The following is a 14,212-nucleotide window of genomic DNA, read 5'->3' as shown; positions in this document are numbered from 1 at the left end:
TCTTTACACTGTCCGGAAAAAATCCTGAAGATTATTTTAAATACGTTAAATTAAAAGAAATATGCCGTTACTTTTATGAAGATGGCTTAAGGTTAAACGCCACTGCTGACCTTGATCAGTTTGCAAAGAATATAGCCGAAAAAACCCATTCTACTGCAGCAGAAGTACAGCATTATTTTAAAAAAAGCAAGACGATTTACGAGGTTACGCATCGTGTTTTTTTAGAGAGAAGTCTGCATAAACTTAAAAGCTACCTACATTGGGATACGTTAAAATCAATATTCCGATTCGGTCAGATTGATGCTTTCAGAACACAGGCTAAGGCAAACCAAGCGTTTTTTAAAGATGAGCGCATTACGCAGCTTTTTAACCGATACGCTACTTACAATGGTTCAGATCCATATCAGGCACCAGCTACGTTGAATGTAATTCCACATTTCGAATATCATTTCGGCGCTTTTATACCAAAAGACGGCATGTATGGTATTGTTAATGCTTTAGTGAAATTAGCTGAAGAACTGGGAATTAGGCTTCATTATAGCCAAAAAGTTGAAGAAATTTTGTATAGCACGGCAGGCAAACCTGAAATTCAAGGGTATTAAAGTTAACAATAAAACCCTCAAGGCAGACTTAGTGATCTCCAACCTCGATATCTGGTTCACATATAAAAATCTACTTAAAGGTATAACTGAACCGAAAAAACTATTGAACCAGGAAAGAAGCAGTTCAGCGTTAATTTTTTACTGGGGCATGGATGGCAATTATAGCGACTTAGGTCTGCATAATATTTTCTTTGCTGAAGATTACCAAAAAGAATTTAATGCCATCTGGAAAGACAAAACCCTCAGCGACGACCCTACTGTTTACATTAATATCAGCGCTAAACACATCAGATCAGATGCACCAGCTAATGCTGAAAATTGGTTTGTAATGATTAATGTGCCAGCCAATAACGGCCAAAACTGGGATCAGCTGATTAAGGAAGCAAGAACCAATATTATAAAAAAAATCAGCCGGATCTTAAACCGGAACATTGAAAACGATATCATTTGCGAGCAGATTCTTGATCCGAGAGGCATAGAAAGCAAAACAGGATCTTATCAGGGCGCTTTGTATGGCAATAGCTCTAACAATCAATTCTCCGCATTTTTAAGACACGCTAACTTCAGTTCGAAAGTGAAGAATCTTTACTTCTGTGGTGGAAGTGTACATCCAGGTGGAGGAATCCCATTGGCATTGTTATCGGCCAAGATTATTGATGACGATATTAGTTCAGTTCAATAGTTCATTAGCCATTTGTTTATTGTTCATTTGTCATTGGTTATTGGTCAATAGTTTAATGGTTGATAGCTTATAAACTATAGCAGTATTGTTTAAAGCGATAACCGACTATTGACTGAAGACTCCGGACTAAGGACTAACGACTTCCCTTAATCGCTTCCTCCAGCTTCTCCCCATCGAGGTCAAACGCATCTACAATTATTTTCGCCTGGGTATAAAAAGGATCCCGTTCCTGGAGTTTTTCCTTAATAAAAACAAGGAGTTGTTCATCATCCAAATCTTTAATTAGAGGACGTTTTTGACGATTATGCAAACGCGATACCAAAGCAGCGGGTTCCATCTGTAGGTAAACTGTTGTACCGTGTGCATTCATCCATTCCATATTATCGAAGAAACAAGGTAATCCACCTCCAGTAGCCACCACACAGGTTTCCGGATAATCGAAGGTTTTAAGCATCTCACTTTCGTAATCCCTGAAACCACTTTCTCCAAATTCAGCAAAATAATCGGCAATGCTTTTGCCTGTTTTCGTAACAATTTCGGCATCCAGATCAATCACCGGACATGTTAAGCGGTGTGCCAGTTGTTTTGCTTTAGTGCTTTTGCCGCAGCCCATATATCCAATCAGGAAAATTTTCATGTGATTTCTTATTGCCGGACCTAAAATAACTGGTCGCGTTTTAATATAATGTAATCAGTTACAGGCGGAGTAAAACCAGCCTTTTTTAATAATGTTACTACCTGCCCTCGATGATAAGTAGAATGATTAAACAAATGAAATAAAATTTCATCTACACGGTTTTCATATTGATCCCCTCTCGAATTTGAGTATAAAATCCTTTGATCTAAAGAATGATTTTTCAATGCCTCCTTAATCAGTTCAAAATTTTCTAAAGAAAGACTTTCAAATTTTTCTTTTGGGTGAATATCCCATACGCCATATTGTGGTTTTTGTCCTGAAATGCGATATGCCCAGATATGCTGTGCATTAAGCACATGGCTGAACAAACGCTCAGCATCAGGCATTTCAATCTTCGCACGCTTAAAGATTTCGATAATGCGCTGGTCTGTAAGCTCAGTATACTTTATTATTTCTTCTTCGCTCATCACTTAGTTTAATTCAACCCTTGGATCAACATAGGCATATAAAATGTCGACCAAAATATTAATGACCACAAAAACAAAGGCAATAAAAAGAATAGATCCCATTACCACTGGAAAGTCAGACATTTCCAAAGCAGTTACCGTTGTTCTCCCTAAACCATTGTAACCGAAAATGTATTCTACAAAAAAAGATCCTGCCAATAAAGATGCAAACCACCCGGAAATAGCTGTAATGACAGGATTCATGGCATTTCTTAAGGCATGTTTATAAATAATCGCATTTCTGCTCAAACCTTTCGCCTTTGCTGTTCTGATGTAATCTTGTGCTAAAACATCAAGCATGGCGCTACGGGTCAATTGCACAATAATAGCCAATGGCCTTAAACCCAGCGTAATCATCGGTAGCCATAAATTCCGTAAAGTTAATACCTCTCCATTAAAAGGATCATAGGAATACAAGCTCCCGCTCATTTTTAAACCTGTAAAATTACTCAGCACAAAGCCGAATAGCCAGGCAATGATAATCCCAGCGAAAAAAGAAGGTGCAGATATCCCCAAGATGGCAAATGCATTGGCTGATTTATCAATCCACGAATCTCTATAAACGGCAGACAGCACGCCTAAAAACACGCCGATTATAGTGGCAAAAATCATTGCGGTTAATGCCAGGATAAAAGTATTGGGCACTGTTTCAGAAAGAATGGCAGTAACATCGCGTTTAGTTTGATATGAACTGCGCAGATATGGCCATTTAAGTGCCAGTACTTTTTGATCAAAAGTCATTAGTTTGGCGTAATGGTATTTCTGCTGGCTGATACTGTCATTATCGAGAATACTGATTGGAGATAAGTCGTTGAGATATAAAACAAACTGAACCGGCTTGGAGCGGTCTAAACCAAATTCTTTACGAACAGCCTCAAGTGATTGCACATCGGCCCGCTGCCCCATTGTCATCCTCGCAGGATCGCCGGGCAAAATATTAAACAGCACAAAAACAACCAATATAACACCGCCCATTACCAGCAGTCCATACAATAGTTTCTTTAGTGCATATCCGATCATGTTTATTTATCGAAATATTTTCGGCTGAGCTGGTCGAAAGTGGGTACATTATGGTAATGCCACTTATTGATCACCACTCCGTTTTTCATCAATAAAACACCGGGATTTGCCCTTACCATACTTTTTAACGGAACGGCATCTGCGAAAAACACTTCTGAAAACAAGTTGTTTTTTTTGATAAAGGCCTGTGCATCCTGTGCCGAGTTAGCAGTAAGCAATACTGTGCGGATATTAAACTGTTGTGTGGCATTTAAGGCCAATGCATTTAATTTAGCAATTGCGACTTCATTAGTTGCATGCAGATCGTAAGCCACAAAAATTAAATTATAGTATGGGTTTTCGATCAGTTCTCTGGTATAATCAGTTCCGGAAGCATCAGTGATGTTCAAATCCTTGATCTTAGGCTCAAACCCTTTTTTAACCAGCCTTTTAGACGGTTCGCCAATAATTTCCCAATTTTCATCCTTCCATATCTCAGTTTTAAGATAGGCCTTATCGCTCATGTCTTTTTCCTCTTTGGTTTTCTTGTTCCTAAGGTGATACATAATTTCATATTCATCAGGCTTTTCTCCTGAAGGAATCACCATTAACGATGGAATATGTGCGCCAACCTTATAAGGTAGGAAATCAATAATTGGCAAAACATTATAAGTATATAAGCCAAAGCCTAAAGATACAAGTGTTACGGCAATGGCAATATTTCTTTGCGTGGCTTCTTTTCTAAACAGTGGATGAATGAGGTTTTTATTTAGGAAAATCACGATAATCAGCGCCAAGAGGATCAGATCCTTGGTAAATGACTCCCATGGTGTAAGCGGAATGGCATCGCCGAAACAACCACAACTGGTCACCACTTTAAATGCTGCAGAAATAAACGTGAGTAGGGTAAAAAAGATGATAAGCAACAATAAGCCCCAGGCTACCTTTTTACTCCAGAAACCCAATACCAACAATGCACCGAGAACAATTTCTAAAGTACAAAGTAAAATGGCGATACCAGTGGCCATTCCGCTCAGGAAATTCAGGTGAAAAACTTCAAAATATTCCTGTAGTTTATAACCAAAGCCAAGTGGATCGTTTGCTTTGATTAATCCTGAAAATATGAATAAAGTGCCGACAAAAATCCTGGAGAATCTTAAAAGTATATTTCGCATCTATGTGTCTATTTTTAAGGCTATTTTGTTATTACTTAACGCCAAGTTTGATCAGTGCAAAAACAGAATAGTTCAACATATCCTGATAATTCGCCTTCACGCCTTCAGAAGCCAGCGTCTGCCCTTCATTATCTTCTATCTGTTTAACCCTAAAGATTTTCATCAAAATCAGGTCGGTTAACGAGCTAATGCGCATATCACGCCAGGCTTCACCATAATCGTGGTTTTTGGCAAACATCAAATCTTTGGTTTCTGTTACCTTTTCATTAAACCTTTTTTCAACCTCCGCATAAGGCATTTCGTTAGGATTGCTTTCCGTTAATTCGAGTTGCATCATGGCAATCACGCAATAGTTTACAATCCCAATGTATTCAGATATCACACCCTCTCCCACCTTACTTACTTTTTTTTCTTCAAGGGTGCGGATGCGTTGTGCTTTGATAAAAATCTGATCAGTTATAGAACTTGGCCTTAAAATCCGCCAGGCAGTACCGTAATCTTTAGTTTTTTTTAAAAATAATGATCTGCAAACCGCAATCACTTCATCAAATTCTGTAGAGGTATTTGTTTGTGCCAAAGCCAATAATTATTTAGTTTTTAGTGTATTTTTGTCCTGAAAAAACAAAAGCTAAAGATACATTTTTAAAGCGAAACCCAAATCCCGAAAGGGTTTATTATGGCAGAAAAAAACTTTTTTGAGCCCAAGCAAAGCTTAAACATAAAAGGCAGACTTATCGATTTAAGCACGCCAAAAGTGATGGGAATCTTAAATATCACGCCCGATTCTTTTTATAACAACAGCCGTACAAAAACGATAGATGAAGCCTTAAACAAAGCAGCTCAGTTTTTAAATGAGGGAGCTACATTTATTGATGTTGGCGGTTATTCATCAAGGCCAGGTGCCAAAGATATTTCCACCAATGAAGAAACAGACCGTTTGATACCCGTGGTAGAAAGTTTGGTAAAAACATTTCCAGAAGCCATTATTTCCATTGATACCTTTAGGGCAAAGGTTGCCCAGGAAACCATTGCAGCTGGTGCCCATATCGTTAACGATATTGCCGCTGGCGATATGGACGAGCAGATGTTCGAAACAGTAGCGAAGCTACAGGTCCCCTATATTATCATGCACATGCAGGGTACTCCGCAAAACATGCAACAAAATCCCACATATAACAATGTATTGCTCGAAGTAATCGATTATCTGGCAAAAAAAGTTGCCGCACTCAAGGCATTGCATATACATGATGTCATCATCGACCCAGGTTTTGGTTTCGGAAAAACCACTGAACATAATTATGAACTGTTAAGGCAAATGGAAGCTTTTAAAATTTTCAAACTTCCGGTTTTAGTCGGTTTCTCACGTAAGGGAATGATTTATAAAACGCTTGGTACTACTGCAGGGGAAGCTCTGAACGGAACCTCCGTTCTCAATACTATTGCGCTACAAAGAGGTGCTGGTATTTTAAGGGTACATGATGTAAAGGAAGCGGTAGAATGTGTGAGATTGGTAGAGAAGTTAGCGCATAGCGGTTAGCGCATAGCGTCTTTTATACATCTATAATATGCTATCAACAATAACCTTGCTTGTAAACTGGAATCCGTTTTGCTATCTTGCCACTAATGAAAGGTTTTGATTTTGACTTCCTCAAAGTATCGCCAACTGATATCGTTGATATTATTTTGGTGGCTTTATTAATTTACTACGTTTATACCCTAATCCGCAATACACTGGCTGTTAACCTGTTGGTTGGGATGTTTATTATTACAGTTTTTTACTGGATAGTAAAAGCCCTGCATATGGAATTATTGACTGCCATTATAGACAAGTTCATGAGTGTGGGGATTATTGCCTTGATTGTAATTTTCCATCCGGAGATTAGGCGCTTTCTTTTGCTGATTGGCAAAAATGCCTTTTTACAAAAGAATAAAGCCTGGTGGGGTTATTTATTTGGCCGAAAAGAAATTGAAAGGAATAACCTAACCCGTATAAAACCGATCATAGATGCTTGTAAAAGCATGAAAAAAACGCGTACAGGAGCCTTAATCGTATTTGTTAAATTTTACGATGAACAGTTTTTTGCCAATAGCTGCGAACTGGTCGATTCCAAAATATCGAAACGTTTGCTTGAAAGCATTTTCCAGAAAAACAGCCCGCTGCATGATGGTGCTGTAGTAATCTCTGAAAACAGGATAAAAAGTGCCAGTTGCATTTTACCGTTAACAGATAACGATCAATTACCCCCGCAATTTGGATTAAGACACCGTGCAGGTATCGGCGTTTCGGAAACGACTGATGCTGTCGCCGTAATTATATCCGAAGAAACCGGAGAAATATCTTATGCTAAACAAGGCCGTGTAAGAATGAATGTATCTTTCGGAGAACTGGAGAAATTGCTCAATAAGGATTTTTAAAGCACTGATTGAAGATTTTTTTTCAAGCCGTCACCCTGAATTTATTTCAGGGTCTTAATGGTAAAAGATGCTGACCACGAAGTAGCTTCTCTAGTTTAGCGTCTCGCTAAGACTAGAGAAGCTACCTCAATAGATCTCTCGAATACGTTATACTTCGCTCTAGATGACGAAAAGTAACAAACGCAAAAAGGCGAATGTTTCCATTCGCCTTTTTAATATAATTTTAAGATCACCAATCGGTGTATCCCCAAATCTTCGCAATCATTAATTAGCAATACTGTTCAAAAGCACCGATCAGGTTATCAGCGATCATTTGCGCCGGTCTGCCTTCAATCTGGTGGCGCTCAATCATGTGTACCAACTTGCCATCTTTGAATAAAGCCATAGCTGGAGAAGATGGAGGAAAAGGCATCATATAATTTCTAGCCTGATCTACGGCTTCTTTTTCCATGCCTGCAAAAACAGTAACCAATTTATCAGGGTGTTTTTCGTGCGCTGCCGCTGCTCGAGCAGCCGGACGTGCGTTTGCTGCTGCACAACCACAAACTGAATTCACAACAACTAGCACTGTTCCCTCGCCTTTAATTGCTTGATCTACGTCTGCTGCATTTTTTAACTCTTGAAAACCAACGTTGGTCAATTCCTTACGCATTGGCTCTACTAAATATTCTGGATACATTATCTTAGTTTTTTATTTACAATATCAATAGTACAAAAATAAGAAAATCGAATGGCATGCACCATCCGATTTATATTTTTAAGGTAAAATTAACGACCTATTTCATCCCTTTGATAAAGTTATCAAACATCTGAGGATTAGAGATGGCTCCAGCTATAATTAATATAACCATCACGATTAATAGTGCGCTTAAAATGGTCGCGATCATTCCACAAATTTTGCCTGCTTTTGCATTTTTATAGGATGACTCTGTATACAAGCCCGGATTAAGCTGATATTTTTTCATATCGCCGGCACCTAATATCCAGGCGATTACACCAAATATTAATCCAAATATGCCGTAAAAACAGCATGCTGGAATTGCCAAAATACCTAACACAAGCGCGGCTGTAGCGTTTGGCAAATTTTGCTGACCAAAACCTCCTCCAAACTGACCAAATGGCGGCGGTTGCTGAAAGGGTGGCGGCTGCTGAAATGGTGGTGGAGTTGCAGGCCCCTGATCAAGCGGCTGAAAAGGTACGGGTTCTGGATTTTGATTCTTTGAAAGATCAATAGGTTTATTTTCCTGAGGGTTTTCCTGTTCTTCTGACATAGATATTAGATCAATTGGTGAGTGTATATTTTGTAAATGTAGTTGATTAAAATAATTACTGCAACTCCTGCAAAGACGATTTTAATCAGCTGTGCGCCATACTTAAAATCTAATTTTAGATGAATAAGAGTGAATATCAACACAAAAATAAGGGGAATTGTTGCAGGGTAAAACTTAAAGGATGCAGTCAAATCGCCCCGAAATAACGCCAAAATTGAACGCTGCAGTCCACACCCCGGACAATCGATTCCGAAATAGGCTTTAAAAGGACAACTAAAAAGATGTTCGCCCAACCATTCTAAAAAACTTTTATGCGGTTGAGCCATTTATATCGATTACTTTTCCCTGGGCATCTTTCCAGGCTTTATAATTTTCCAGATCTTTAAGCACTTGCCTGTACACCAGGTTTAGAATGTATATGTCATCAATGAAACCCAAAACAGGTACAAAATCAGGAATTACATCAATTGGAGATAGGAAATAAATCAATCCTCCTAAAATGGCAATGATCGATCTCTTAGGGATTTCGGTATAATCGCCATTTACATAGTCTTTAGATACCGCAAAAAGTAGGACCAGTTTCGACCAAATGCCTTCCAAATCGCTTTTATTTGTTACAGCCTTCCCCAAAGCATCTTTAATCGTATTACTGGCTTTAGTTTTATCACTCAAGATTATTGAAGCTTTACTTTGCGATTTCTTAAAAAAGCCAAGTATTTTGTCCTTGTTAAATTTCATAGTTTGGATATATCACAAATTAACGGCCAAAAGCATAATAATTCTCTTCTGCATATCCGGTACAACGGCCTGATGCTTTCATCTACCTTGATTAAAGCGCTTCAACAACTTTTTGTCGAAAGTGATGTCGATTAGTTTGTTGTTTAGCACATCTTCCTCGTAAAGTTGTTGTTTTTTTGGATCAAATACAAACCGAGCTAGAATAGGCATCCGATCGGAATAACTTTCGTGAAGATTAAAATTATAGTTTTTTGAATACGACTGAGAAAGATCCGTTTTAGGATTTGGACTACTTTCGAGCATAATGCCATAAGAGGTACCACCATTTTTTACAACCCTTTCGTAAAGTCCTTTGGTAAGCTGTTTGCAGCGCGGAGAAGTTTCTACAATTTTATAAGCAATCTGTGCCTTATAACTTTCTTTGATCTGGGCTTTTGATTGGTAAATAGACAATCCCAAAACAAAGAAAAAAAATAAGATATTTTTCATGATGGAGTGAAGTTATTTATAGCAGGCACACTAAGGAATAATTTATCTTATAAAAACCAATATTATTGAGAGCAACATCTAATTGAAATAAACCTCTCCGAGGATCGTCATTGCGAGAAGGCTTTTTCAGCCGACGAAGCAATCTTATAGTAAGGATCATCAGCATGAAAGATTGCTTCGTCGTTCCTCCTCGCAATGACGACTTTTTTAGGGCGTCTGTCAATAATAGTATGCTGCAGCACCGCTAAATGGTTTTCTACAGTTTCAGACTGACATGTTTAAATCGAAGTTAAGCTGATTTCATCATCTCCAAAATATCATCTACGTACTTACGCTCATTTGCTAACCGGGGTACCTTATGCTGTCCACCCAACTTATCTTTCGCCTTTAACCAATTGTAAAAAGTATGGGCAGGAGCATTATGTACTTTCGGACGGGCAAGCGCCATATCTTTAAATCTTTTGGCGTCGTAATCAGAATTCACCTCGCGCAAGGTTTGGTCCATCACATCAACAAACTTTTCAAAATCATCGGGCTGCTTATCAAACTCAATAATCCATTCGTGTCCGCCGGCCTTTTCATCTTTGAAGTAAATCGGCCCGGCAGTATAATCTTTTATTTCAGCACCTGTTTGCTGGCAGGCTTTAGTTAGGGCCTGTTCTGCATTATCAATAATCACTTCTTCGCCAAAAGCGTTGATAAAATGTTTGGTACGTCCGGTAATTTTTATCCGGTAAGGAGAAAGTGAAGTAAACTGAACCGTATCACCGATCATGTATCGCCATAAACCACCGTTTGTAGAAATAACAATAGCATAGTTTTTATGCAGTTCAACCTCGCCCAACAGCAGTGCCTTGGGATTTTCTTCTCCAATATTTTCCATCGGCACAAATTCATAGAAAATACCGTAATCGAGCATCAACAACATTTCTTCGGAGTGATCCTGATCCTGGATGCCGAAAAAGCCTTCAGATGCATTATAAGTTTCCAAATAATACATTTCAGTGGATGGGATCAGCTGTTTAAACTGCTCACGATAAGGCGTGAAGTTTACTGCTCCATGAATATATAATTCGAGGTTTGGCCAAACCTCCAATAAGTTTTGCTTTCCGGTTAGCTCGAGTACTTTTTTAGCCAACACGATGGTCCAGGTGGGTACGCCCGAAATACTGGTTACATTTTCATTAATGGTGGCTTCTGCCATTCGATCCATTTTAATTTCGTAATTGTCCATCAAAGCGATAGACATGTCGGGTGTGCGGTAATATTCTGCCCAGATAGGTAGATTTTTAATCAGCACAGCCGATAAATCACCATAAAAACAATCTTCGTTTAACTGATTAACCTGATGGCTACCGCCTAAAACCAAACCTTTGCCGGTAAACATCTGGTTATCGGGCCGGTTATTACAATAAATGGAAAGCATATCTTTCCCACCCTTAAAGTGGCATTCTTCTAAAGATTCTTCAGAAACCGGGATAAACTTACTTCTATCGCTAGTAGTACCTGAAGATTTTGCAAACCATTTGATATCAGAAGGCCATAAAATGTTCTGTTCGCCATTAAGCATACGCTCAATGTAAGGCTTTAAGCTATCGTAGTTTTGAATCGGAACACGCTCCTGGTATTGCTGCTGTGTTAAAATTGATTTATAATCGTACAACTTGCCCCATTCGGTATTTTCTGCACTATCAATCAAACTATGAAACCACTCCTCCTGAACATCGTGTGGATATTTCATAAAAAGCTCGATCTGGTGGATCCGCTTTTTCATTAACCAGGTAAAAATTGAATTTACAAATGCCATTTTAAATGTCAAAATTAACGGGCATCCTATTGCCACAGATTTTTACACCTGCCCCTTGGTTAAATGGACATATGCAGAAATTTTTATACACAGTAAACTTTATAATTTTTGGTTTGACGTCGCGATTATGCAACATGATAATTCAAATTTTGTTTGCTGAATCTTATTAAATATCAAATTTCTTGCGTTTCAACACAAAATTTGATCCCAAATATACTTTTCTAACCATTTCATTTTCAGCAAGCACTTCCGGAACGCCCTGCTCCAGTATTTTTCCTTCAAAAAGTAAATAAGCCCTATCGGTAATGGAAAGTGTTTCCTGTACGTTGTGATCGGTAATCAAAATCCCTATATTTTTGTGTTTTAGTTTAGCCACAATACTTTGGATTTCCTCTACCGCAATAGGGTCAACCCCGGCAAAAGGTTCATCTAATAAGATAAAATTAGGATTTGCGGCTAAAGCACGGGCAATTTCGGTACGGCGGCGTTCACCTCCTGACAATAGATCGCCCCGGTTTTTACGTACTTTGTGCAAACTAAATTCACTGATCAGTTCTTCAAGTTTATCACGCTGCTCCTCCTTGGTTAACTTGCTCATTTCCAAAATGGCCAGGATATTATCTTCTACTGTAAGTTTTCTAAAAACTGATGCTTCCTGTGCTAGATAGCCGATTCCTTTTTGCGCCCTGCGGTACATCGGATCTTCAGTAATATCTTCTTCCTCCAAAAAGATACGGCCTTCATTCGGTTTGATCAAACCTACGATCATGTAAAATGAAGTTGTTTTCCCCGCACCGTTCGGACCTAAAAGACCAACAATTTCTCCCTGACTTACGTTGAAGGAAACATTGTTCACAACAGTGCGCTGTTTATATTTTTTAACGAGATTTTCGGCCCTTAATATCATAAATCTATCTATCCGTCATACTGAACCTGATTCAGCATCTTAATTAAAAGACCCTGATCCCGATATGAATCGGGACAGGATGACGATTTTAATTATTTAACTTTTATTCCTTTAATATTTAATTGCAAACGTTTTTTATCTTTCCAAACGTTCTCTTCTAAAGTATAACAAACAGAAAACGGCACCCGAGGTTGTAAAAGATTTTGAAATTCAGCCAGTCCGAATGCAATGCCCTCAAAAATAGGCGAATTTTGTTGTTTAATGCTAATTTTTAAATGATTTTGACCAACCGCCATGGCATGCTGCGCAAGATATACGTTATGAGTAACAAATATTGGCGCCATATTTTCTGGTCCAAATGGCCCCATTTGCGATAAAACGCGGTAAAATTTACCATCAATCTGCGACAGTTCAATTTCGGCGTCAATCCTGATCATTGGCGTGAGCAGTTCATCGGTAATACTTGCCGATACAATTTCTTCAAATTTATCGGCAAAGGCATTTACATTTTGTTCCTGCATAGTTAAACCAGCAGCAAATTTATGTCCACCGTATTGATCCAATAAATGTGCACAACCGCTTAAAGCCTCATATAAATCAAAACCGACTACCGAGCGGCACGAACCGGCTACATGTCCGTTAGATTTAGTGAGTACAATGGTTGGACGGTAATATTTTTCCGTTAGACGCGAAGCCACTATGCCAATTACTCCTTTATGCCAGTTTTCGTTAAATACTACAGTGGTTTTTCTATTGATGAGGATTTCACTTTCGCCAATTAAAGCCAAAGCTTCACGGGTAATGTCCTGATCGTAGGTTTTGCGTTCGGTATTTTTGAGGTTAATCAGTTCGCTTTGCTCCAGCGAATTACCGTCTACCCGGCAAAGCAGCATGGCCACGGCATGTTTTGCATGGTCTATCCTGCCGGCAGCATTAATCCGCGGACCTAATGTAAAAACTACATCGGTGATGGTATAATTTTCAGTTTTGCCAGAAACTTCCATCAAAGCACGTAAGCCTTCGCATGGATTGGAGTTTAGTTTTTTCAGCCCATAATACGCTAAAATTCTGTTCTCGCCTACTACAGGTACGATATCTGCAGCAATACTTACCATCACCAAATCTAAATACTGCAGGTAACTCTCTTTTGGGAGCTGATGTTTTTGGGCGTAAGCCTGCGCCAGTTTAAAACCGATCCCGCAGCCCGCCAATTCTTTAAAGGGATATTCGCAATCAGTTCGTTTAGGATCCAAAACTGCAATAGCCTGTGGAAGTTCATCTCCCGGCAAATGGTGATCGCAAATAATGAAATCGATCCCAAATTTATTGGCATAATCAATTTTATCGATCGATTTTATTCCACAATCTAACGCGATAATTAAGGAGAATCCATTTTCATTGGCATAATCAATCCCGGCAGTAGAAATGCCATAGCCTTCCAGATAACGATCTGGAATGTAATACTCTATATTTTTAGTGAGCTGAGAAAAGAAACTGAAGGCTAGTGCAACCGAGGTGGTACCATCGACATCATAATCGCCATAAATCAATATTTTTTCATGGCCGGCCAGTGCCGTTTCAATACGGGCAATAGCAACATCCATATCCTTCATTAAAAAAGGATCATGAAGGTGATTAAGGTCTGGTCTAAAGAAATTTTTTGCCTGATCAAAATCACAGATATTCCGCTGCACGAGGATCTGTGCCAATGAGCGGTCTATGTTAAGTTGTTCTGCTACTTTTGCTACTGTATCATCATTACAATCTGATGCCAGCACCCATCTTTTTTCCATTTATTCTGTCTCCGAACAGTAAATATACATTTTAATTGGATAACAACGAGTGATGAATGACAGGGATAACAAACAAGCACCTCGAAAACAAAAGCTTAGGTTTTTCTATGAATTTCTAACCAATCGGGTGCTCAGTTTGATCTAATTGTAAATTGTAGCATTAGGCAAATCTTTAATTATGGATAGATTGT

The 14,212-nt window shown here is 38.7% G+C and carries 17 protein-coding genes; 4 read left to right on the top strand and 13 right to left on the bottom strand.

From position 1 onward, the window contains the following. Positions 1-602, top strand: a 602-nt coding sequence (locus PGN18_RS12525) for a phytoene desaturase family protein (protein ID WP_442955355.1), incomplete at its 5' end; no start/stop codon positions are given. After that, positions 550-1,284 carry a phytoene desaturase family protein gene (locus PGN18_RS12520; protein WP_335319832.1) on the top strand — a complete coding sequence of 245 codons (735 nt, stop codon included), beginning with the start codon at positions 550-552 and terminating at the stop codon, positions 1,282-1,284. The genes PGN18_RS12525 and PGN18_RS12520, both read left to right, overlap by 53 nt. 133 nt (positions 1,285-1,417) lie before the next feature. Here PGN18_RS12520 and PGN18_RS12515 read toward each other — a convergent pair whose 3' ends face one another. Genes PGN18_RS12515 through PGN18_RS12495 form a run of 5 tightly spaced genes read right to left on the bottom strand, consistent with a single transcriptional unit; the run spans position 1,418 to position 5,178 of the window. Then, the gene (locus PGN18_RS12515) at positions 1,418-1,921 is read right to left on the bottom strand and encodes a shikimate kinase (protein WP_335319831.1); all 504 of its coding nucleotides are present in this window, start codon (positions 1,919-1,921) and stop codon (positions 1,418-1,420) included. A 20-nt stretch (positions 1,922-1,941) separates the two neighbouring features. Continuing rightward, the gene (locus PGN18_RS12510; protein ID WP_335319830.1) at positions 1,942-2,388 is read right to left on the bottom strand and encodes a DinB family protein; all 447 of its coding nucleotides are present in this window, start codon (positions 2,386-2,388) and stop codon (positions 1,942-1,944) included. Between the two features lie 3 nt (positions 2,389-2,391). Continuing rightward, positions 2,392-3,447: an ABC transporter permease gene (locus PGN18_RS12505; protein WP_335319829.1), complete on the bottom strand. Its 1,056-nt coding sequence runs from the start codon at positions 3,445-3,447 to the stop codon at positions 2,392-2,394. 2 nt (positions 3,448-3,449) lie between these two features. Then, complete coding sequence (locus PGN18_RS12500) at positions 3,450-4,601, bottom strand: BT_3928 family protein (protein WP_335319828.1); 1,152 nt, start codon at positions 4,599-4,601, stop codon at positions 3,450-3,452. 31 nt (positions 4,602-4,632) lie between these two features. Then, positions 4,633-5,178, bottom strand: coding sequence for a DUF1599 domain-containing protein (locus PGN18_RS12495; protein ID WP_335319827.1), 546 nt, complete (start codon positions 5,176-5,178; stop codon positions 4,633-4,635). Between the two features lie 99 nt (positions 5,179-5,277). Here PGN18_RS12495 and folP point away from each other — a divergent pair, with 99 nt between their 5' ends. Together folP and cdaA are read left to right on the top strand one after the other, a co-directional pair. Then, positions 5,278-6,138, top strand: a complete 861-nt coding sequence (gene folP, locus PGN18_RS12490) for a dihydropteroate synthase (RefSeq protein WP_335319826.1) — start codon at positions 5,278-5,280, stop codon at positions 6,136-6,138. Positions 6,139-6,224: 86 nt separating this feature from the next. After that, positions 6,225-7,016, top strand: coding sequence for a diadenylate cyclase CdaA (gene cdaA / locus PGN18_RS12485; RefSeq protein WP_293786288.1), 792 nt, complete (start codon positions 6,225-6,227; stop codon positions 7,014-7,016). Between the two features lie 268 nt (positions 7,017-7,284). Here cdaA and PGN18_RS12480 read toward each other — a convergent pair whose 3' ends face one another. The 8 genes from PGN18_RS12480 to recJ form a co-directional block, all read right to left on the bottom strand. Further along, a complete protein-coding gene (locus tag PGN18_RS12480) occupies positions 7,285-7,695 on the bottom strand; it encodes a BrxA/BrxB family bacilliredoxin (protein WP_025145566.1) in 411 nt (136 codons plus the stop codon). Positions 7,696-7,792: 97 nt separating this feature from the next. Further along, positions 7,793-8,287, bottom strand: coding sequence for a CCC motif membrane protein (locus PGN18_RS12475; protein WP_335319825.1), 495 nt, complete (start codon positions 8,285-8,287; stop codon positions 7,793-7,795). A gap of 5 nt (positions 8,288-8,292) precedes the next feature. Beyond that, on the bottom strand, positions 8,293-8,613 hold the full coding sequence (locus PGN18_RS12470; protein ID WP_335319824.1) for a DUF2752 domain-containing protein: 321 nt from the start codon (positions 8,611-8,613) through the stop codon (positions 8,293-8,295). After that, complete coding sequence (locus tag PGN18_RS12465; protein ID WP_335319823.1) at positions 8,597-9,025, bottom strand: YkvA family protein; 429 nt, start codon at positions 9,023-9,025, stop codon at positions 8,597-8,599. The genes PGN18_RS12470 and PGN18_RS12465 overlap by 17 nt, the downstream gene beginning before the upstream one ends. A 78-nt stretch (positions 9,026-9,103) precedes the next feature. Next, the gene (locus PGN18_RS12460; RefSeq protein ID WP_335319822.1) at positions 9,104-9,514 is read right to left on the bottom strand and encodes a hypothetical protein; all 411 of its coding nucleotides are present in this window, start codon (positions 9,512-9,514) and stop codon (positions 9,104-9,106) included. A 289-nt stretch (positions 9,515-9,803) separates the two neighbouring features. Continuing rightward, positions 9,804-11,321, bottom strand: a complete 1,518-nt coding sequence (locus PGN18_RS12455) for a GH3 auxin-responsive promoter family protein (RefSeq protein ID WP_335319821.1) — start codon at positions 11,319-11,321, stop codon at positions 9,804-9,806. A 166-nt stretch (positions 11,322-11,487) separates the two neighbouring features. Then, the gene (gene lptB / locus PGN18_RS12450; RefSeq protein ID WP_335319820.1) at positions 11,488-12,228 is read right to left on the bottom strand and encodes an LPS export ABC transporter ATP-binding protein; all 741 of its coding nucleotides are present in this window, start codon (positions 12,226-12,228) and stop codon (positions 11,488-11,490) included. A gap of 92 nt (positions 12,229-12,320) precedes the next feature. Then, on the bottom strand, positions 12,321-14,021 hold the full coding sequence (recJ, locus tag PGN18_RS12445; protein WP_335319819.1) for a single-stranded-DNA-specific exonuclease RecJ: 1,701 nt from the start codon (positions 14,019-14,021) through the stop codon (positions 12,321-12,323). Between the last annotated feature and the right edge of the window lie 191 nt (positions 14,022-14,212).

It is taken from the genome of Pedobacter terrae (assembly GCF_036946585.1).
Taxonomy (GTDB): domain Bacteria; phylum Bacteroidota; class Bacteroidia; order Sphingobacteriales; family Sphingobacteriaceae; genus Pedobacter; species Pedobacter terrae_C.
The sequence above is the reverse complement of the archived record's forward strand: the minus strand, read 5'-3'. Positions and strand labels throughout refer to the sequence as shown.

What these genes read in the sequence shown, in the direction of transcription:
- PGN18_RS12465 (WP_335319823.1), bottom strand. Translation starts at nt 9,025, where the DNA reads ATGAAATTTAACAAGGACAAAATACTTGGCTTTTTTAAGAAATCGCAA.
- PGN18_RS12475 (WP_335319825.1), bottom strand. Translation starts at nt 8,287, where the DNA reads ATGTCAGAAGAACAGGAAAACCCTCAGGAAAATAAACCTATTGATCTT.
- PGN18_RS12500 (WP_335319828.1), bottom strand. Translation starts at nt 4,601, where the DNA reads ATGCGAAATATACTTTTAAGATTCTCCAGGATTTTTGTCGGCACTTTA.
- folP (WP_335319826.1), top strand. Translation starts at nt 5,278, where the DNA reads ATGGCAGAAAAAAACTTTTTTGAGCCCAAGCAAAGCTTAAACATAAAA.
- PGN18_RS12515 (WP_335319831.1), bottom strand. Translation starts at nt 1,921, where the DNA reads ATGAAAATTTTCCTGATTGGATATATGGGCTGCGGCAAAAGCACTAAA.
- cdaA (WP_293786288.1), top strand. Translation starts at nt 6,225, where the DNA reads ATGAAAGGTTTTGATTTTGACTTCCTCAAAGTATCGCCAACTGATATC.
- PGN18_RS12480 (WP_025145566.1), bottom strand. Translation starts at nt 7,695, where the DNA reads ATGTATCCAGAATATTTAGTAGAGCCAATGCGTAAGGAATTGACCAAC.
- PGN18_RS12470 (WP_335319824.1), bottom strand. Translation starts at nt 8,613, where the DNA reads ATGGCTCAACCGCATAAAAGTTTTTTAGAATGGTTGGGCGAACATCTT.
- lptB (WP_335319820.1), bottom strand. Translation starts at nt 12,228, where the DNA reads ATGATATTAAGGGCCGAAAATCTCGTTAAAAAATATAAACAGCGCACT.
- PGN18_RS12505 (WP_335319829.1), bottom strand. Translation starts at nt 3,447, where the DNA reads ATGATCGGATATGCACTAAAGAAACTATTGTATGGACTGCTGGTAATG.
- recJ (WP_335319819.1), bottom strand. Translation starts at nt 14,021, where the DNA reads ATGGAAAAAAGATGGGTGCTGGCATCAGATTGTAATGATGATACAGTA.
- PGN18_RS12460 (WP_335319822.1), bottom strand. Translation starts at nt 9,514, where the DNA reads ATGAAAAATATCTTATTTTTTTTCTTTGTTTTGGGATTGTCTATTTAC.
- PGN18_RS12510 (WP_335319830.1), bottom strand. Translation starts at nt 2,388, where the DNA reads ATGAGCGAAGAAGAAATAATAAAGTATACTGAGCTTACAGACCAGCGC.
- PGN18_RS12455 (WP_335319821.1), bottom strand. Translation starts at nt 11,321, where the DNA reads ATGGCATTTGTAAATTCAATTTTTACCTGGTTAATGAAAAAGCGGATC.